At 60.0% G+C, this 17,875-nt stretch carries 15 protein-coding genes; 7 read left to right on the top strand and 8 right to left on the bottom strand.

The genetic code is table 11. The features are described 5' to 3' along the window. Positions 1-460: 460 nt before the first annotated feature. Entirely contained in the window at positions 461-1,585 is a 1,125-nt protein-coding gene (locus EI293_RS15660; RefSeq protein WP_125439485.1) for a pectate lyase family protein, read from the top strand. A gap of 111 nt (positions 1,586-1,696) precedes the next feature. Beyond that, on the top strand, positions 1,697-3,415 hold the full coding sequence (locus EI293_RS15655; protein WP_125439484.1) for a cellulase family glycosylhydrolase: 1,719 nt from the start codon (positions 1,697-1,699) through the stop codon (positions 3,413-3,415). Positions 3,416-3,543: 128 nt separating this feature from the next. On the opposite strand, the gene EI293_RS15650 is transcribed toward EI293_RS15655, so the two are convergent. Then, positions 3,544-4,563 carry an alkaline phosphatase D family protein gene (locus tag EI293_RS15650; RefSeq protein ID WP_125439483.1) on the bottom strand — a complete coding sequence of 340 codons (1,020 nt, stop codon included), beginning with the start codon at positions 4,561-4,563 and terminating at the stop codon, positions 3,544-3,546. Between the two features lie 117 nt (positions 4,564-4,680). On the opposite strand from EI293_RS15650, the gene EI293_RS22130 reads away from it, so the two are divergent. Continuing rightward, positions 4,681-4,821: a hypothetical protein gene (locus EI293_RS22130; RefSeq protein WP_170170395.1), complete on the top strand. Its 141-nt coding sequence runs from the start codon at positions 4,681-4,683 to the stop codon at positions 4,819-4,821. A 125-nt stretch (positions 4,822-4,946) separates the two neighbouring features. Here the strand turns inward: EI293_RS22130 and EI293_RS15645 are convergent, their stop codons facing one another. Continuing rightward, entirely contained in the window at positions 4,947-6,200 is a 1,254-nt protein-coding gene (locus EI293_RS15645; RefSeq protein ID WP_170170394.1) for a carboxypeptidase-like regulatory domain-containing protein, read from the bottom strand. A 237-nt stretch (positions 6,201-6,437) separates the two neighbouring features. On the opposite strand from EI293_RS15645, the gene EI293_RS15640 reads away from it, so the two are divergent. After that, on the top strand, positions 6,438-7,187 hold the full coding sequence (locus tag EI293_RS15640; RefSeq protein ID WP_125439481.1) for a superoxide dismutase: 750 nt from the start codon (positions 6,438-6,440) through the stop codon (positions 7,185-7,187). A gap of 81 nt (positions 7,188-7,268) precedes the next feature. On the opposite strand, the gene EI293_RS15635 is transcribed toward EI293_RS15640, so the two are convergent. The 5 genes from EI293_RS15635 to EI293_RS15615 form a co-directional block, all read right to left on the bottom strand. Beyond that, positions 7,269-8,372 carry a DUF6438 domain-containing protein gene (locus tag EI293_RS15635; protein WP_125439479.1) on the bottom strand — a complete coding sequence of 368 codons (1,104 nt, stop codon included), beginning with the start codon at positions 8,370-8,372 and terminating at the stop codon, positions 7,269-7,271. 129 nt (positions 8,373-8,501) lie between these two features. Further along, on the bottom strand, positions 8,502-10,376 hold the full coding sequence (gene yidC / locus EI293_RS15630) for a membrane protein insertase YidC (RefSeq protein WP_125439477.1): 1,875 nt from the start codon (positions 10,374-10,376) through the stop codon (positions 8,502-8,504). Between the two features lie 204 nt (positions 10,377-10,580). Further along, the gene (locus EI293_RS15625; RefSeq protein ID WP_125439475.1) at positions 10,581-12,224 is read right to left on the bottom strand and encodes a CTP synthase; all 1,644 of its coding nucleotides are present in this window, start codon (positions 12,222-12,224) and stop codon (positions 10,581-10,583) included. 157 nt (positions 12,225-12,381) lie between these two features. Then, a complete protein-coding gene (locus EI293_RS15620; protein WP_125439473.1) occupies positions 12,382-13,032 on the bottom strand; it encodes a hypothetical protein in 651 nt (216 codons plus the stop codon). 222 nt (positions 13,033-13,254) lie between these two features. After that, positions 13,255-14,676 (bottom strand): dicarboxylate/amino acid:cation symporter, encoded by a 1,422-nt coding sequence (locus EI293_RS15615; protein WP_125439471.1) that lies wholly within the window; start codon positions 14,674-14,676, stop codon positions 13,255-13,257. A 168-nt stretch (positions 14,677-14,844) separates the two neighbouring features. On the opposite strand from EI293_RS15615, the gene EI293_RS15610 reads away from it, so the two are divergent. Continuing rightward, entirely contained in the window at positions 14,845-15,855 is a 1,011-nt protein-coding gene (locus tag EI293_RS15610; RefSeq protein ID WP_125439469.1) for a dipeptide epimerase, read from the top strand. A gap of 25 nt (positions 15,856-15,880) precedes the next feature. Here the strand turns inward: EI293_RS15610 and EI293_RS15605 are convergent, their stop codons facing one another. Then, positions 15,881-16,456, bottom strand: coding sequence for a DUF6799 domain-containing protein (locus EI293_RS15605; protein ID WP_125439467.1), 576 nt, complete (start codon positions 16,454-16,456; stop codon positions 15,881-15,883). 198 nt (positions 16,457-16,654) lie between these two features. Here EI293_RS15605 and EI293_RS15600 point away from each other — a divergent pair, with 198 nt between their 5' ends. Then, positions 16,655-17,104: a MarR family winged helix-turn-helix transcriptional regulator gene (locus EI293_RS15600; protein WP_125439465.1), complete on the top strand. Its 450-nt coding sequence runs from the start codon at positions 16,655-16,657 to the stop codon at positions 17,102-17,104. Positions 17,105-17,156: 52 nt separating this feature from the next. Further along, the gene (locus tag EI293_RS15595; protein ID WP_125439463.1) at positions 17,157-17,795 is read left to right on the top strand and encodes a YceI family protein; all 639 of its coding nucleotides are present in this window, start codon (positions 17,157-17,159) and stop codon (positions 17,793-17,795) included. Positions 17,796-17,875: the final 80 nt, after the last annotated feature.

Here is a 17,875-nt window from a genome sequence, read left to right as displayed (position 1 = left end):
TTTGTGCTGATAGTCAGCTGGTAACGTTCCCGGCATCGTTTGCATAGATAAATATCCCCGGATGCTTTGACCGGGGCCTTCTGCCGCCAAGATTTGCTCCCGAACCCGAAGCTCCACTGCTTGCGGGTTCTGCCCCATCCACGCCTATCGGCCCTCGTAAACCGCCGCCCGCGTAGAGGACCGCCCCCGGGGCTAGTGGCTTGCCTGCTCCCAATCCGCTGCCGGTTCCGCGCTGCTGCTACGCGGCCGGTGTTTCCGATCCACATCTGAGTCGTTCATTTCCTTGCTTCGGAGCCGCTACGGCGGTCCGGGCTCCGGGATGTTTCTGCGCTGTTTTGCCGCCGTCTGGGCCGTGTTTTTATGCGGCAGGCACCGCGTGCCGCTGCCGGTCGGGCCTTTCCATGCTGCCAAGAGTATCCACAAGAGTACCCAAAAACCCACGTTCCATTCTTTTCTACTCATGAAAACCAAAACACTCTCCGTCAACCCCTTCGCCGCCAGCGCGCTGCTCGCCTTCTCCGGTTTGCTGCTGGGCTGCGAAAGCACCAGTCCTTCACCCGCTGCTACCGCCGCAGCCTCGGCCCAACCGGCGGATGCCACTACCGCCACCTGCGGCGCCCAGGGCTGGGCTTCCCAGAACGGCGGCACCCTGGGCGGTGGCACGGCCACGCCCACGGTAGTCACCACCTACGACCAGCTGAAAGCGGCCATCACCAACGCCAGCGTGAAAGTGGTGCAGGTCAACGGTACCATTACCATCCCCTCAGGCGGCCGGATTTCCTTCCAAGACCAAACTGGCAAAACCATCTTCGGCTCGGCCGGGGCCAAGCTGGTTTCTGCCGATCAGACCAAGGACAATTCGGGCATCATGTACATGAAGCGCTGTAAAAACGTGGTGATCCGGAATCTGGTGTTCGAGGGGCCCGGCGCTTACGACACCGACGGCTGGGACAACGTGACCGTGGATGCCTCTACCAACATCTGGGTGGACCACTGCGAGTTCCGCGACGGCGTGGATGGCAACTTCGACATCAAGAACGCCTCCGATTACATCACCGTGTCGTGGACCAAGTTTGCCTACCTGAAAGCCCCCCGCGCGGGCGGCTCGGGTGGCTCCGATGACCACCGCTTCACCAACCTCATCGGCTCTTCGGACGGGGCCACTGGCGACCGGGGCAAGCTGCGTATCACGTTTGCCCGCTGCTGGTGGGCACAGGGCTGCGTGGCCCGCATGCCGCGCGTGCGCTTCGGCAAAATCCATCTGGTGAACAACCTGTACAACTCCACCGCCGCCAAATCGGGCGTGCAGGGCGGCTTCGAGGCTGATATCCGCATCCAGGCCAACGTATTCGAGAACATGGCCAACCCGATTGATCTGATGGACAAAAAATCAACGGCGGTGCAGGAAATCAGCAACGTGTTTACCAACGTGAGCGGCACCAAAGTCGGCAACGGCAAAACGGCCTTCACGCCGCCCTATACGGTATCGGTGCTTGGTGCTTCCAGCGTGAAATCGGCCGTAACGGCCTCCAACGGCGCGGGTGCCACGGTGGGCGGCAACGTGTGCTCGAATAGCGGTATTTAAAGAATAAATACAGTATCTGCTTGATTATGAGAAGGTATGCGGTGGAGTGTCATCCATTGCGTACCTTCTCTTTTCGTTTCTGTCCACTTCTCTTACCACAACCACAGCACTATGAAACCAACCTTCCCATCCCCAATTCCCCGCCGGTCCGTGTGGTCCGGTGGCGCGCTGCTGGCCCTGGCGGGCCTGCTGGCCGGCCCCGCGCAGGCCCAGACGCTGACGCCCGTGCAGCAATACGGCCTGCTGAAGGTGGCCGGCAATAAAATCGTGGACAAAAACAATCAGCCCGTGAGCCTGGCCGGTAACAGCCTGTTCTGGGGCAACGACGGCTGGGGTGGCGAGAAGTACTACACGGCCAACACCGTGAGCTGGCTCAAAACCAACTGGAACAGCAAAGTCATCCGGGTGGCGATGGGCGTGGAGGACGGCGGCGGCTACATCGGCAACCCCGCCGGCAACCGCCAGAAGGTGAAAACGGTGGTGGATGCGGCCCTGGCCCAGGGCCTGTACGTCATCATCGACTGGCACTCGCACCACGCCGAGAGCTACCAGCCGCAGGCCATTGCCTTCTTCCAGGACATGGCCCGGACTTATGGCAACACTCCCAACGTCATCTACGAGGTGTACAATGAGCCCTTGCAGGTGTCGTGGAGCGGCACTATCAAGCCCTACGCCGAGGCCGTGGCCGGAGCCATTCGCGCCATCGACCCCGATAATCTGATTATCGTGGGCACCTCCACTTGGTCGCAGGACGTGGACGCGGCGGCGGCCGACCCCATCACGCGCTTCCCGAATATTGCCTACACGCTGCACTTCTACGCCGCCACCCACAAGCAAAGCCTGCGCGACAAAGCCCAAACGGCCCTCAACCGGGGCGTGGCCCTGTTCGTGACGGAATACGGTACCACCGAGGCCTCGGGCAACGGCTACATCGATGCTGCTTCTACCCAGGAGTGGATGACGTTTATGCGCCAGAACGGCATCAGCCACGCCAACTGGGCCTTCAACGACAAGGGCGAATCGGCCTCGGCCCTGAAGCCCGGCACCAGCCCCACGGCCGCCTGGTCGGATAACTTCCTGACCACCTCGGGCGCGCTGGTGAAGAGTTACATCCAGAACTGGAATGGCACCGTGACTACCACGCCCCCGCCGACTACGCCACCTTCCACGGGTAGCGCAACCGTGGTGCAGGCCGAAAGCTACCACACCATGAGCGGCGTGCAGACCGAAGGCACCACTGACAGCGGTGGCGGCCTGAACGTGGGCTGGCTGGACGCTGGCGACTGGATGGCCTACACTGTGGATATTCCCACGGCCGGCAACTACCTGATTCAGTACCGCGTGGCCAGTCTTAACGGCGGCGGGCGGATCAGTCTGGAGCAGAACTCGGGCACCACCATGCGCGGCACCGTGAACGTGCCCGCCACCGGCGGCTGGCAGACCTGGACCACCGTTTCGCACACCGTCACGCTGCCGGCGGGCCGCCAGGATATTGCCATCGGGGTGCCGGCCGGGGGCTATAACCTCAACTGGTGGAGCTTCAGTAAGGTGACATCTGGTAGCCGTTTGGCGGCCTCTGAGCCCTCGGCCGCTGCCGTGGCTTTGTACCCCAACCCGGCCCAGGACCAGCTGACGGTGACGCTGCCCGCCGGTTCCGGCCGGGTCGATGTGGCCGTGTTCAATGCCCGGGGTCAGCAGGTGCTCACGCGCAGCGTGGCGGCCGGCGGGCAGTCGGCGCGGCTGGCCGTAGCCGGCCTGGAGCCGGGCCTCTACTCGGTGCGCGTAACGCGGGAGGGTCGTACCACCACCCATCGCCTCGTGAAGCAATAAGCGGCTTTAACCCACCACCGAGATGGTCAGGCTGAATGAAGCCAAATTATGAACGCCTCAGTGGCGGTTCGAACAATAAGCAACGCCCACTCCGAAGGTTCGGGGTGGGCGTTGTTTTGTCCAGGGAATTATTGATTCAGCTTGATTTCCTCCGTGTAAAATACCTTGCCGTCGTCGCCGCGCAGAGAGGCGGTAACGGCCAGTCGGCGGCCCCGGGGCCGGAATTGGAACAGGGCGTAATGCTTCTCGTTCACCAGCGGGCCCACTCGGTACTGGTTGGCCTCGGCGGTGTTGTGGGTGGCCGGGTGGGTGAGGCCGCTGGAGGTGATTTCGTACACCGGCCGCCGCAGGCCCGGCACCGGCACCCGCGAGATTTCCCCAATGTGCCGGTCGCCGCTGATGAGTAGCAGGCCCTTGGGCCGGGTTTCGGCAAGTAAGGCGAGCAGGCGCTGGCGGGCGGCCGGGAAGTTGGCCCATTTCTCAAACCGATGTTCCTGGGGCAGAAACTGAATGCCCGAGGCAATAATGTTGGCATCCGCATCGGAGCTTTGCAGCTGCTGCCGCAGCCACTGCCACTGCGCCTCGCCCAGTACGTCGCCGGTGGGGTTGGGGTGGTACACTAGGGCCGAGTCGCGGAAGAGCGAATCCTGGAAATATCGGTCGTCCAGCAGGATTACCTTTACCTTCTGCTTGCCCACCGCATACTCATACGCGGCATAAATGCCTTCCTGCTGGCGCCGTGGACTAGCGGCGGGCTCCTGCAGAAAGTCGAGGGCTAATTGTTGGTTCTGCGCCTTGAAAGGGTAGCTTTTGTCGCCGTCGTTGCGGCCGTAGTCATGGTCGTCCCAGGTCCCGATTACCTGGGTGCCCTGCTCGCGCAGGCGGCGGTAGCCGGGCTGGTCAAGCTGGGCCTGATACTTGGCGCGCAGTACATTCGGGTCATCGGAGTCGCCGTAGATGTTGTCGCCCAGCCACACCCACACCTGGGGCTGGTCGTGGGCAATATCATCCCAAAGCGGCTGGGGCAGGTCATGCCGGTTACAGGACCCGAACGCAATGCGCAGTTCGGCGGTAGATTGGGCCTGCGCGGCCGGGCTGCTCAACAGGATCAGCCCGGCCGCCAGCAGGCCGCGCGAAGTTGTTTTCATAGCATAAAGACGCGTTCTGCTGGCCTGACGCTGCGCTAACGGGGGAGGGGCACGGAGAAAAAAGCAGTCAAAAAGACCATAGTCAGCACTTTTTTCAACCTGCGCGGTTACTATGCCATGCCCGTTCGCCGCCCCAATGACCGCCCCAATCACTTCACCTCCGAAGATGCCCGCTTGCTCAAGGGCATCGGCATCGGTATCGGCTGCTCGTTTCTGGTGGGGCTGCTGCTGCTGTTGCTCGTGGCGTTCCTGGGCTGAGTAGCCTGGTGGCAGGCCAATAGAAAGAAGCAGCCCCTGACATCGGGGCTGGTGTCAGGGGCTGCGGATGATTGTGAACGTGGGAAATCCGGTTGTTCGGCGGGGGCTCCGCTTCGCAAGTGGTGTTACTTCCGAATCTGGCCGTTGCGAATGATAACATCGGCCTTTGGCGGCGCTTTCTTCACCATAGAACCAAAGGCTCCTTTTTTCTCGAAGGCACTCACCACCTCGTCCTCGGCGGGCGTGCGCTTTACTACGGGGTTGTTGGCCCAGAACTCGGGGTCGTAGGGCTTGGCCTTGATGGCGTCCAGGTCCCGGTCGGTGAGGCTGGCGCGGGCGTACGGCAGGCCGGTTGCCTTGGTGGCCTGATCAAAGAAATACGTGAACGACGACACGCTGATGGCCAAGGGCTGTTTGCCGGGCTCGGTCAGGTTCGTGGTCAGATCCATCTTCATCAGCTCCAACGGGGCCACGCTGGCTTTACCGCCGGCCCGAAAGGCCATTTCGATAGTCAGTTTGGCATCCGTAAACTTCTGGCGCGGGTTGTTGGTACTGCCCGTGAAGCTGGGCTGCACCATGCGGTAGCGCACAACCTGGTTGGTTTCAATGTCAATCCAGATGGTGCCCTGGGCGCGATATTTCACCTCGGGGCGGGTTTCAAAGCTGATTTCGGCCACGCCGCCCGTCGAGTCCTCGCCCACAATGCCCTTCAGCTCCAGCAGGTAGTTCTTCTCCACGTTCGGACTCAGCAAGGCCAGCGAGGTTGTGCTGTCCTGTTGGGCATCAAAGAGGCCAAACTTGCGGGTGTACACCGAGAAATTACTCAGGTTGATGGGAGCCGAAACGGCCGCGTACCGGCCCTGGGCCAATGTAGTACCCTCAATGCGGGCCGGGTTCGACTTCACGTTCCAGACTGCCTCCTGCAGCTCGGTGGGCTTGTCGTCGATGCGGGTAATCTGGCGGTAAAAGGCCTTACCGTAGTACGCGCGGCGGTAGTTACGCTGCAGATTGCGGAAGGCCCGGTCCACCATCTGAAACGGGAAGCTAGCCACCTTCACCTCCGGCAGCACGATAGTGGCCGGAGCCAGGGCCACGTCCAGCGCGGCGGCTCCGGAAGTCACGCGGAGCGTATCCTTTATGTGGCCCAACTCCGAAATCTGGAGGGTTACAGGCAGCTCTTTTACCACCAGCGTAAACTCGCCTTCCATGTTGGTGGAAGTGCCGTTACTGGTACCGGGCACGGCCACGCTGGCAAAAGGCAATACTTCACGGGTTTCCTTGTCGCGCACCACGCCGCGCAGCTGCACCTGGGCCTGGCTCAGGTGCGCGCCACTGAGCAGCAGCAGTAACACAATCAGAAAACGAAGCGGCGCGGCCATTTTTTGAAAGCGAGCAGAGGACAGACGAACAGACAGCATACGGAAACAGACAGGTGAAACAGCGGAGACGCCGGGAGATGAACGCAGGCCCGACCCAAAACCGTGCCCGCCTGCACAAAAGTAGCCGCTAAATGCAACAGCAAGGCCTTGTTTCAGGTAAGTAGTTCTACCTTGGGCGCAACTGCCTGGCTTCGGCTGGCCTCTGCGTCCTTCCACTGTTTCCTTCTCTTTACGATCATGCTGAAGCGAGATTTCCTGAAAAACGGCCTGCTGACAATGGTGGGCGCTATGGTGAGCCCGGCATTGCTGGCCGCCGCCCACGAAGAAAAGCTGTTGCGCGAAGCCCGGGCTACCCCCATGGCCGACGGGCCCTTCACGCTGCCCGCTTTGCCCTACGCTTTCAATGCGCTGGAACCGCACATCGATGCCAAAACGATGGAAATCCACCATGATGCGCACCATAAAACCTACGTTTCCAAGCTCAACGAAGCCGTAGCCGGCAAGCCCGAGGAAAAGCTGAGCCTGGCTCAATTGCTGGCTTCTGCCAGTAAGCAGCCCGATGCCATTCGCAACAATGCGGGCGGCCACTGGAACCACTCCTTCTTCTGGCAGATTCTGGCTCCCAAAGGCGGCGGGCAGCCCACGGCCGGCCTGGCCGCTGCCATCAACAAGGACTTCGGTTCCTATGAGAAGTTTACCGAAGAATTCACCAAGGCTGCTACCGGCCGCTTCGGTTCCGGCTGGGCCTGGCTGATTTACGACAAGAAGGCCGGCAAGCTGATGGTCACTTCCACCGCCAATCAGGACAATCCCCTAATGGACATTGCCGGCATTCAGCGCGGTACGCCCATTCTGGGCCTTGATGTGTGGGAGCACGCCTACTACCTCAAGCACCAGAACAAGCGCCCCGATTACATCAAGACGTTCTGGAACGTAGTGAACTGGCAGGAAGTAGGCAGCCGCTACGACGAAGCCCGCAAGGGGTAAGACCATAGTCAACCACACGAATAAAGCCCCTTTCTCCGGCCGGAAAAAGGGGCTTTATTCGTGTGGTTTCAGCGGGGAAGACTATTGCTCGGCCGACACGCCCAGGGCTTTTTCAATCTGGGCGTTAATCAGGGTAAACAGGTTCTGCAGCTCCGCCGGTACGTTATCCTCGGCCCGCACCGCTTTTCTGGTGCCATCGGGGTACGTGATGGTGAGGGCGGTGGAGGGCATATCGGAGGCGCCGCTGCCGTAGGTATTAGGTAACTGACGGAAGCCAATCTGGTCGGCGGCCTGCAGCAGGTTGCGCACGATTTCCGGGCTCAGCCGCACCTCCCGCTGGCCCTCTACCGGCGCGTAGCGGAAGCCTTCGTACTGCACCCGGCCATCGGCAAAAATCCGGGCCGTAAAATGCGGACATCTGCCCAGGCAGGGCGTGCGGCCGAATACCATAGCCGGCTCCGTCGTGGCGGCCTGAACTTCCTTGCCAGACTTGACACCGCCCATTTCCGAGGGTGTTTCCGCCACAGCTACCTGAGTCGGGCCATTCACGCTTTCTTTGCTGGGCTTGATGCCGCCGGTTTCAAATGGCATTTCCGCGCCGGGAGCCGGCGAAGGGTCGCCTGATTCCTTCTGTGGTTTCACTCCGCCATGTCCCGGTGCCGGGCCAGCCGGCGGGGCCAGTTCCTTACTCGGCTTTATACCGCCCGTCTGGTAAGGTGAGGCGGGAACCGGAGCTGGCGTTGGAGCCGGAGCCGGCATTGTCGTTTCCTTCACTGGCTTCACGCCGCCAGTAGTATAGGGGTAGGTGGGGGCCGGCGCCGGATTTTGAGTTGGAGCCGGAGCAGGGGGCGGCGCAGTTGGCTGTTTAATGGGCTTCACACCACCAGTAGGGTAGGTTTGAGGGGAAGTTGGCGTGGGCGTCTGGCGTACCGGGCCGGGGGCCGGGGTTGATGGGGCCGGATAAGAAGGACCCGGGGCCTGGGCTACCGGCGGGTATTGCCGGGGCGGATACGAAGTGCGCGGACGCGGAGCCGGCTCCCAACGGCCCCGGGGTGGGTTTCGCTGGGGCGAGTTGCTGGCCGTGGGCGCATCGGTGGCAGCCGGCACGTAGTAGTTCACGGTGCAGGCCGGCAGAATGCCCAGGCCCAGCAGTACAAGAAACGAAGCACGTAAAGAGGAAAACATAGGAGAGGGAGAAAAAAGGAGTAAGCAATATAGCTAAACCGCTATAGCCAAACTTGGTGCCAGAACAACAAAAAGCCCCGCCACCAGAACGGCAGCGGGGCTTTCAGCTAAGCAAATCAGCAGATCGGGCTAGGAGCGGCGCGTTTTGCGCGGCTGCTTCGGCGACACATCGGAAGCACCGGTGCCGGGCTCCACGTCGGTATCGTCGTCGGTGTTCTTGGCCGTGCGGCCCGTCTGCTTGGTCTGGGCTTCTTTTTCCTGGGCGGCCTTCATGGCATCCTGAAGGCGGGCGGCAAAACCGGTAGGCTTCTTGTCCTTGTTCTTCACCTTGTTGGCTTCCAGCTTGGCGCGCAGCTTAGTATCATCCACGAAGCGGCGGGTAATAGCCTGCTGTGCCATCGTCACCAGGTTCGATACCAAGTAGTACCAGGTCAGGCCAGCGGCGAAGCTGTTCAGTACGAAGAAGAATACCAGCGGCATGAGGTAGCTGTAAAACTTCATCGGGCCCTGCATGGCTGCTGGGTTGTTCTGGTTGCTCTGGTAGGTCATGGCCAGGGTCGAGAGCGTCATCAGCAGCGTGAACAGGCTGATGTGGCTGCCCAGGAACGGCAGTTCGAACGGCAGCCGGATAGGGCTGTCGTAGGTGCTCAGGTCGTGGGCCCACAGAAAGGATTGCTGCCGCAGCTCAATGGCGTTCGGGAAGAACTGGAACATGGCGAACAGAATCGGGATGGTGAGCAGGGTGGGAATGCAGCCGCTGAGCGGACTCACGCCCATGCTGGAGTGCAGCTTCATGGTTTCCTGCTGCTGCTTCACCTGGTCGTCGGGATACTTCTCCTTGATGGCGTCCAGTTCCGGCTTGAGCACCTTCATCTTGGCCTGGCTCTCATAGGTTTTGTACGTGAGCGGCCAAGTCACCAGCTTGATCAGAATAACCAGCAGCGCGATGATGATGCCGTAGGAGCTGATGAACTGCTCCAGAAAGTGGAACACGGGCAGAATCACGAAGCGGTTTACCCAGCGGAACAGGCCCCAGCCCAGGTACACGTTCCGGTCGAAATCGGGAGCCACGCCCTTCAGGGTACTGAAGGAGTTGGGACCGAAATAGAAGCGGAAGTTGGCTTTGCCCTGCTGCACATCGGCCACCGGAATCTGCAGCGTGCTGCTGAGGGTTTTGATGGTTGTCGTGTCGGTGAGGTCAACGGTGGAGTTGAGCTGCGCCGAGCTGAACTGGTTGTCGGCAATGATACCGGCCACGAAGAAATCGTGCTTGTGCGCCACCCATTTCAGGGGTTCTTCCACCTTGATTTCCTCTGGTTTTTCGGAAGCCTCGGCAAGAGCCGTGTGGTCGCCCGATACCAGGTAGCGGTTGATGGTGCTGTGGTTGCGGTTCTGCTTGCGGTCCTGCTCGGTCTGGCGCACGTTGTCCACGAAGGTGAACGTGAGGGCCTCCTGGGCCAGCGTGGCGGTCAGGTTGTTGAAGCGCAGGTTGTAACTCAGCTCGTAGCTATTAGCTGGCAGCGTGTAGAGCTGCTCAATCTGGCCCCCGGCCACCTCGGCCACGAAGCGCAGCGCGTTGCTGCCCTGCGGCTCGGCCCGGAAATACAGGTCCGAGAGCTTGATCTGGCGGCCGTCGGTGGTGCGGAAGCGGGTATCCAGCTGGGCGCTCTGGGCATCGAAGATATCCAGTGGCTTGCCGAAGAACGTTTTGTAGTCGGCCAAGCGCACGGCCTGCACGCGGCCCCCTTTCGAGGAAAACGTCACCGTCAGTCGGTCGTTTTTCAGCTCCATCGTCTGGGCCGAACCCGAGGCAGCAGCGGCAAACGAGCCCAGCTGCTTTGCCAGGGCGGCCGAATCGGGGGCAGGGGGCACGATGCCGGGCTTAGCAGCGGCGGCGGTTTTGGCGGGGGCCGCTGGCTCCGGTTGCGGCTTAGGCGCAAACTGGAGGTAAATCAGAAGCAAGGCCGCAATCAGAAACAGGCCAATTGCTGAATTTCTGTCCATTCAGGTAATGGTGAAGACAATGAAAGTAAGACGCAGCGCCCCCAGCAAAAATCCGGCAACGCTGCCGCAAAGGTCGGACTTGTCAGGGGAATATTTGCCGGTTGCCAGTATTGGCAGTAGAAATGAGTAAAAAAGCACGCCATACTTGATCTGTCGGCCAGCGGACGATAGATCAAGTATGGCGTGCTTGCTACGCTGTGTTGTTTAGCCCTTGCGGTACTGAATGGCGGCGCGCACGAAGCGCACAAACAGCGGATGCGGGTTCTGCACGGTGCTTTTCAGCTCGGGGTGAAACTGGCCGGCCACAAACCACGGGTGGTTGCTGAGCTCAATTACTTCTACCAGCCCGGTTTCGGGGTTGCGGCCCGAGGCCAGCATCCCGGCTTCCTCGTACTGCTTCAGGTACTCGTTGTTGAACTCGTAGCGGTGGCGGTGCCGCTCGCTGATGTGGTTGCGGCCGTAGGCTTTGGCGGCCTTGGAGCCCCGGCGCAGCTCGCACTCATAAGCCCCCAGGCGCATGGTGCCACCTTTCAGGGTTACGTTCTTCTGCTCCTCCATCATGGCAATAACGGGATTGGGCGTCTGGGCGTCCATCTCGGTGGAAGAAGCGTCCTTCAGTCCCAGCACGTTGCGGCCGAATTCTACCACGGCCACCTGCATGCCCAGACAGATGCCGAAGAAGGGAATGTTGTTCTCGCGCACGTACTGCACGGCGGCAATCTTGCCCTCGAAACCCCGCTCCCCGAAGCCCGGCGCCACCAGTACGCCATCCACGCCGTGCAACTGCTGGGCCACGTTTTCGGCGCTCAAGTGGTCACTCTGGATGCTGCGCACGGTTACTTTGCACTCGTTCTGCGCGCCGGCGTGTACGAAGGATTCGATGATGGATTTGTAAGCGTCGGGCAGCTCTACGTACTTGCCCACCAGCGCAATGGTCACTTCCTCGGTGGGGTTTTTCAGCCGGCCCAGGAACTCCTTCCACACGTCCAGATCGGGTTGGGCTGCGCCGCCCTGCAGCTTCAGCTTCTTGATAACCCGCTCATCCAGGTGCTCTTTCAGCATGAGCAGCGGCACCGAGTAGATGCTGTCAGCGTCGAGGCTCTCGATAACGGAGTTGATGTTGACGTTGCAGAACAGCGCGATTTTGCGGCGCATTTCGGCCGGAATCGGGTATTCGGAGCGGCACACCAGAATATCGGGCTGGAGGCCGGCGCTGCGTAAATCCCGCACCGAGTGCTGGGTGGGCTTGGTTTTCAGCTCGCCGGCCGCTTTCAGGTAGGGCAGCAGCGTGAGGTGAATGACGAGGGAGCTGTTCTCGGGTAATTCCCAGCGCAGCTGCCGCACCGATTCCACGAAGGGCAGGCTTTCAATGTCGCCAATCGAGCCCCCGATTTCGGTTATCACCACGTCGAACTGGCCGGTCTGGCCCAGCAGCAGCATGCGCCGCTTGATTTCGTCGGTGATGTGGGGCACTACCTGCACGGTCTTGCCGAGGTAGGCACCTTCCCGCTCCTTTGTGATGACGTGGTCGTAGATGCGGCCGGTCGTCACGTTGTTGGCCTGGGAGGTGGGCACGTTCAGGAACCGCTCGTAGTGGCCCAGGTCGAGGTCGGTTTCGGCCCCGTCGTCGGTGACGTAACATTCGCCGTGCTCGTAGGGGTTGAGCGTGCCCGGGTCGATGTTGATGTAGGGGTCGAACTTCTGGATGGTGACCCGGAAGCCGCGGGCCTGCAGCAGCTTGGCCAGGGAGGCCGAGATGATGCCTTTGCCCAGCGAGGACGTCACTCCACCGGTGACGAAAATGTACTTGGCCGTTGCAGCCGTGGGGGTAGGGGTTCGGTCTGGCATAACGGGAAACAAAGTTAGCAGATTCGACCGGGCCGGCGGGGTTGCAGGTTGTTTATTTTGGGGTAAGACGAGCAGGAGCAGGAAAGGGAGAAAGTAAAAAGGCAAAGCCCGGTTATCCTGAGCTTTGCCTTTCTACTTTCTCCCTTTCCTGGTTTGCTTACTTCATTTCTGCCGAGCCGATGATTTCCTCCACCGGACCAGTGCCTACCAGCTGCTGGCGGAGCGTGTCGGAATCGGCATCCAGCTTGGGGCGGATTTCGTCGAGGGCCATGCGCAGGCCCTGCACATCGGAAAGGCGCGCGGCCTTCGACTGACTATAGCCGTGGTACATGGCCACGCGCACCTTGCTGCGGCCGGTACCCGAGTACGTACCAATGACTTCCCCGTGAGCATCAATAATCTGGATTTCGGCTTTTACCTCGGTGCGGTACCACTCCAGCGGAATCCCGAGCAGGCTGGGTGTCATCAGGGTGAGCATCTGAAAAGCCTGCAATACGCGGCCAGTGCGCTGCTGTTCGGCGCGCGTTACCAGCAGTTTGGCGTACCCGTAGCGCAAACTGTCATCCACTGCTTCCGCCAAGTGGTAGGCCAGTTCCTGCCGGAACACTTTGCTGGCGTCGTCGGGGTGGGCGTCATCGGCCACTACCAGCGGCCCGGGCTCCACTACGGCCTCCAGCTTGGGCAGGCGGCCCAGCGCCACCGAGTTATTGGAGCGGATAGTGCGGTAAACTGCCTTTTCCGTGGACTTACAGCCCGATAGTACAATGGCCAGCAAAAGGCAGAAGCATAGCGCGTAACGTTGAATCATCGAAAAAGGCTAAATGACGAAAGGTGGTGGCGGCAGAAGTCCAAAAATAACGGCTTCCTGCACAACCAAATAATTCCCCGGCCGGAATTACGCATAAACTCGATGAGCATACGGAAATCAGACGTTTACGTACTACCACAGCTCCGAAAAAAACATTCCCGCTTTTCATATCGAAAAGCGGGAATGTTAAAAAGATTAAAAAAATTATTCTGTAAAGTGCAATTAGTGTGCATGTCCTGCCAGCGCGCTGTCGGCTACGGCCAACTCCTGCACCGGCTCGGGGGCCACGTAGTTGTCGATGAATTCCCCTTCCCAGCGGGCCACTACCGCCGTAGCCAGGCAGTTGCCGATAACGTTTACTGCAGTGCGGGCCATATCCATCAGTGCATCAATCCCCAGAATGATGAATACGGGCCAGGAAGGCAGATTAAACGAAGCCACTGTAGCCAGCAGAATCACCAGCGAGGCGCGGGGCACGCCCGCCACGCCTTTCGAGGTCAGCATCAGCGTAAACACCATCACCAGTTGCTGACCGAACGACAGGTCCACACCCGCCGCCTGCGCCACGAAAATAGCGGCCAGCGAGAGGTACAGCGTAGTACCATCGAGGTTGAAGGAGTAGCCCGTGGGCATTACGAAAGCCACAATGCGGCGCGGTACGCCGAGGCCTTCCATGGCTTCCATGGCCCGGGGCAGCGCAGCTTCTGAGGACGTGGTGGCAAAGGCAATGCTCACTGGCTCAGCAATGGCTTTCACAAAGCGTTTGAGCGGAATGCGGGCCAGCAGCGCAATGGGCACCAGCACCAGCAGCAGGAAGGCAGCCAGTGCGCCATATAGCGTAAGCAGCAGCTTAAATGCATTCAACAGCGGTGCAAAGCCCATTTTGCCTACCGTGTAGGCCAAGGCCCCGCCTACGCCCAGCGGCGCAAAGAACATGACCACGTTGGTGAACTTGAACATCACTTCCGAGAGGCTTTCCGTCCATTGCAGCATGGGCTGGCGGTGCTTCTGGTGCACCATCGCCAGGCCAATGGCGAAGATGATGGCAAACACCACCACCTGCAGCACTTGGCCTTCGGCAATGGATTTAGCAATGTTTTCGGGGAAGATGTGCAGAATGATGTCGGCCGTAGACTGCTTCACGGTGGCCAGCTGCTCGGTATCGGCGGCAATACCGCTGCGGTCGACGCCGGCACCGGCCTTGGTGAGGTTGATGGCGGCCAGCCCGATGAACAGGGCAAAGGTGGTCACGACTTCAAAATACACCAGCGCCTTCAGGCCCATCTTGCCCACCTGTTTCAGGTCGGCGTGGCCGGCAATGCCCACTACCAGCGTGGCAAATACCAGCGGCGCAATAATGGTTTTTACCAGCCGCAAGAATACGTCACTGAGCACTTTCAGCTCCACGGCCTGCCGGGGAAAATCGTGGCCGATTTCGGCACCCACCAGCATACTCACCACAATCCAGAAGGTAATGGAGCGGCGTTGCCAGGCCAAAGCCAGCACGGCGGCCAGGAACAGCCACCGGGCCACCAGGGCCACCGTGGGGTCGAGCAAAGGCGGCGTCTGGGCGGCCAGGACCGTGAGAATGGCGGCCACTACCAGTAGCAGCAGGACCAGAAGCGAGAGGCGCGAAAACTTCATACGCGGCAAATCAGAAGGAAAAGGAATCAGTGGGAATCCGGCAAAGATAGGTTTCTCCGTGCTGTGAAATGTGGCCTATGCCGTAGTTTGGGCCGCCGGGGGCTTCAGGCTACGGCTCCGCTGCTGCTTCCTGCTGCTTTCCTCCGGCAATTTCCGCTATTCCTACCCATGCTCACCTGGACGCTCACCCCGCTGCATCTGCCCCTGCGCTACACCTGGAAAATCTCGCGCAATGCCTCCACCTTTAAAACCAACCTGCTGGTACAGGTAGCAGGTGACGGCCACGAAGGTCGGGGCGAGGCCGCGCCCAACGTCCGCTACGGCGAAACCCCCGAGGCGCTGACCGCGGAATTTGAGCAGTTGTGTACGGCCGGGCTGGGCCAGTGCGAAACGCTGCCGGAGCTGACGGCTTTTCTCAACACGCATACCCCGGCTCACGCCCTTCGGTTTGCCCTGGAATCGGCCTTCGTACACCGGGCGGCGGCCCGGGCCGGGCAGCGGGTGGGAGAGTGGCTGGGTGTGGCCTCCCCGGCTGGCTCGGTGCCCACGGCCGCCTCCATCCCCATTATGGAGCCGGGCGAGGTGGCCACGTTTGCGCAGGAGCAGCAGCTGGGCCGTTTTCCGCTCCTGAAAGTAAAAGTAAACCGCGACGGGGCGGTGGTGTTGCTGCGTGAAGTAACGCGCCTGTTTCCAGGCCGGCCACTCATCATTGATGGAAATGAAGCCTGGGCCGATGCCGACAGCCTGCGCCAAAGCTGGGAGCAAATCCGGCAGTTGCCGGGCCTCCATGTGCGCCTGCTGGAGCAGCCCCTGCCCGCTACCTGTTCCGCTGATTACCGGGCATTGAAAGGCACACTCGGCTGCCCGGTATTTGCCGATGAGTCGGTGACCGACGAAGCGGATTTCGCCGACATTGCCCGTCAGTTCGATGGGGTGAACATGAAGCTGATGAAGGCCGGCGGCTACCTCAACGGTCTGCGGATTCTGCGCGAAACCCGCGCCCACGGCCTGCAAACGATGCTCGGCTGCATGGTGGAAACCTCCTTGGGTATCTGGTCGGCGCTGCAGATCAGTAGTCTGGCCGATGTGTGTGACCTGGACGGCTTCCTGATCCTCCGCGACGAGCCATTCGGGCTGGTGCGGGAGCAGGAAGGAATGCTAAGGAATACGGAGGAATGATGCGCGCACCATTCCTCCGTATTCCTTACTTTAGCTTCGCGTCGATGGCCTGGATTTTCTGGTCCAGGGCAGCCGTGTCGGTGGGGCGTTGAGCATTGGTGCCCAGCAGGGTTATTTTCTGGTTCAGTAGCTGGATTTTCTCCGCCATCAGGCTGATTTTGGTGTTCATTTCCCCCAGGCGGGTTTCCATAGCGGCGGGCGTGGCGGGAGCGGGACGCGGATCAACATAAGTGTCGAACTTAGTTGTGGCCGGTACCGTGTTGTCGCCCCGGGCCTGCGCGGCGCTGGCCGGCGTGGCAAAAACCACGTCGCCGTTGGGGCGCACGTAGTCGCCTTCTTTCAGCGTGGTGATTTTGCCGCCCGGAAACTCAACAATTCCACTTTTATAGTTGATTTTAGTGCCGTTAGAGAGCAGCACATTCTTGTTAAGTGCCGTCGGGCGCTTGCCCTGCATCAATACCACCTCACCGCCTTGCATCTGAAAACGGTCGGAAGGGGCGGTAGCAACGGGGCCAGCTACGGTGGCCGGAGCGGTTTGGGCCTGGGCGGCCGAAGTTACCCCCAATGCCAGGGCAACCAGTGGAAGCAGTAGTTTTTTCATGAGATACGGAGAGTAAAGGGAACGAATGGAGTTGCTTACGGCAGCCGCCCCCGGACGTTTCTCTCGGGCACTATAATTGCCCGGCGGCCGGCAGTTGTGTCGGCTTCTTCTAAGTTTGTAGAAATTATCGGAACGGTGTTGCAACATTAAATGTATGTACATATATTTGCAGTGCCTTTCGGTCTTATCCCGTGTACAATGAAAATTGAGGACGAAATCAAGCAGTCAACTTTCAAAGACGAATACCAGAAAGCCCATATTAACCTAGTGTTCACTACGGGCTGGCTGCAGCAGCAGCAAAGCGGCCAGTTCAAGGAATTTGGTCTGACGCTGCCTCAATTTAACATTCTGCGCATTCTGCGTGGCCAGCACCCCAAGCCCGCCACGGTGAATCTGCTGATTGAGCGGATGCTGGATAAAACTAGCAACGCTTCCCGGATTGTGGATAAGCTGGAAGTAAAGCATTTGGTAACGCGTACCGTGTGCCCCAGTAACCGCCGGGCTGTGGATATCCGCATTACCGAAGCCGGCCTGGAGCTGCTGCGGCAGCTGGATGCCGTGATGCAAAACCAGCAGCTCGGGCTGCAAAACCTGACCCTGGAGGAAGCTACTCAACTCAGCAACCTGCTCGATAAAATCCGCGACTGACGGTTTCAGTTATGTTCGCTTGCCCTTTTCACCCCTTTTTGTTTTCTCTGTCATGAAAAAAATGTTCCTGCCAGCATTGCTGGTTGCTGCCCTGTTCGCCGCTGCTCCGGCTTCCGCCCAGAAAAAAGTAACGCCCGGCACTGAAAAGGCTGCCTCTACGGCGTACAAGCTGCAGCCGCAGCTGAGCACGCTGGGCTGGTTGGGCAAAAAAGTAACCGGCCAGCACAACGGCTCGGTGCAGTTCAAGGAAGGTGATGTACTGGTGCGTGGCAGCCAGATTGTAGGCGGCACGTTCGTGGTGGATATGAACTCGCTGAAAGTAGAGGACATCAAGGAGCAGGAGTACAACGCCAAACTGGTGGGTCACCTGCGTTCCGAGGACTTCTTCAGCATTGATAAGAACCCAACCTCCACCTTCAAAATCACCAGCGTAACTCCGCTGAAAGGCGACGCCAACGGCAACAATGCCACCGTAGCCGGCGACCTGACCATCAAGGGCATCACCCAGAAAATCACCTTCCCAGCCAAAGTAGGCGTGAAAGGCGGCGTAGCCTCGGCCAGCGGCACGGCTACCATCGACCGGACCAAATTCGAAATTAAGTACGGCTCGAAGTCGTTCTTCGAAAGCATCGGCGACAAAGCCATCATGGACGATTTCACCATGAGCTTCAACGTAATTGCCAAGAAGTAATTGGTCTTCTTAGTGCCAAGCACTAAGCAAACAGCCCCACCGTTTCTACGGTGGGGCTGTTTGTTGTCTGGGGCCTGTAG

Source organism: Hymenobacter perfusus (assembly GCF_003944765.1).
In the GTDB taxonomy this organism is placed as follows: Bacteria; Bacteroidota; Bacteroidia; order Cytophagales; family Hymenobacteraceae; genus Hymenobacter; species Hymenobacter perfusus.
The sequence above is the reverse complement of the archived record's forward strand: the minus strand, read 5'-3'. Positions and strand labels throughout refer to the sequence as shown.

Coding starts and splice junctions, on each gene's coding strand:
- EI293_RS15660 (WP_125439485.1), top strand. CDS start 461: ATGAAAACCAAAACACTCTCCGTCAACCCCTTCGCCGCCAGCGCGCTG.
- EI293_RS15655 (WP_125439484.1), top strand. CDS start 1,697: ATGAAACCAACCTTCCCATCCCCAATTCCCCGCCGGTCCGTGTGGTCC.
- EI293_RS15650 (WP_125439483.1), bottom strand. CDS start 4,563: ATGAAAACAACTTCGCGCGGCCTGCTGGCGGCCGGGCTGATCCTGTTG.
- EI293_RS22130 (WP_170170395.1), top strand. CDS start 4,681: ATGCCCGTTCGCCGCCCCAATGACCGCCCCAATCACTTCACCTCCGAA.
- EI293_RS15645 (WP_170170394.1), bottom strand. CDS start 6,200: ATGGCCGCGCCGCTTCGTTTTCTGATTGTGTTACTGCTGCTGCTCAGT.
- EI293_RS15640 (WP_125439481.1), top strand. CDS start 6,438: ATGCTGAAGCGAGATTTCCTGAAAAACGGCCTGCTGACAATGGTGGGC.
- EI293_RS15635 (WP_125439479.1), bottom strand. CDS start 8,372: ATGTTTTCCTCTTTACGTGCTTCGTTTCTTGTACTGCTGGGCCTGGGC.
- yidC (WP_125439477.1), bottom strand. CDS start 10,376: ATGGACAGAAATTCAGCAATTGGCCTGTTTCTGATTGCGGCCTTGCTT.
- EI293_RS15625 (WP_125439475.1), bottom strand. CDS start 12,224: ATGCCAGACCGAACCCCTACCCCCACGGCTGCAACGGCCAAGTACATT.
- EI293_RS15620 (WP_125439473.1), bottom strand. CDS start 13,032: ATGATTCAACGTTACGCGCTATGCTTCTGCCTTTTGCTGGCCATTGTA.
- EI293_RS15615 (WP_125439471.1), bottom strand. CDS start 14,676: ATGAAGTTTTCGCGCCTCTCGCTTCTGGTCCTGCTGCTACTGGTAGTG.
- EI293_RS15610 (WP_125439469.1), top strand. CDS start 14,845: ATGCTCACCTGGACGCTCACCCCGCTGCATCTGCCCCTGCGCTACACC.
- EI293_RS15605 (WP_125439467.1), bottom strand. CDS start 16,456: ATGAAAAAACTACTGCTTCCACTGGTTGCCCTGGCATTGGGGGTAACT.
- EI293_RS15600 (WP_125439465.1), top strand. CDS start 16,655: ATGAAAATTGAGGACGAAATCAAGCAGTCAACTTTCAAAGACGAATAC.
- EI293_RS15595 (WP_125439463.1), top strand. CDS start 17,157: ATGAAAAAAATGTTCCTGCCAGCATTGCTGGTTGCTGCCCTGTTCGCC.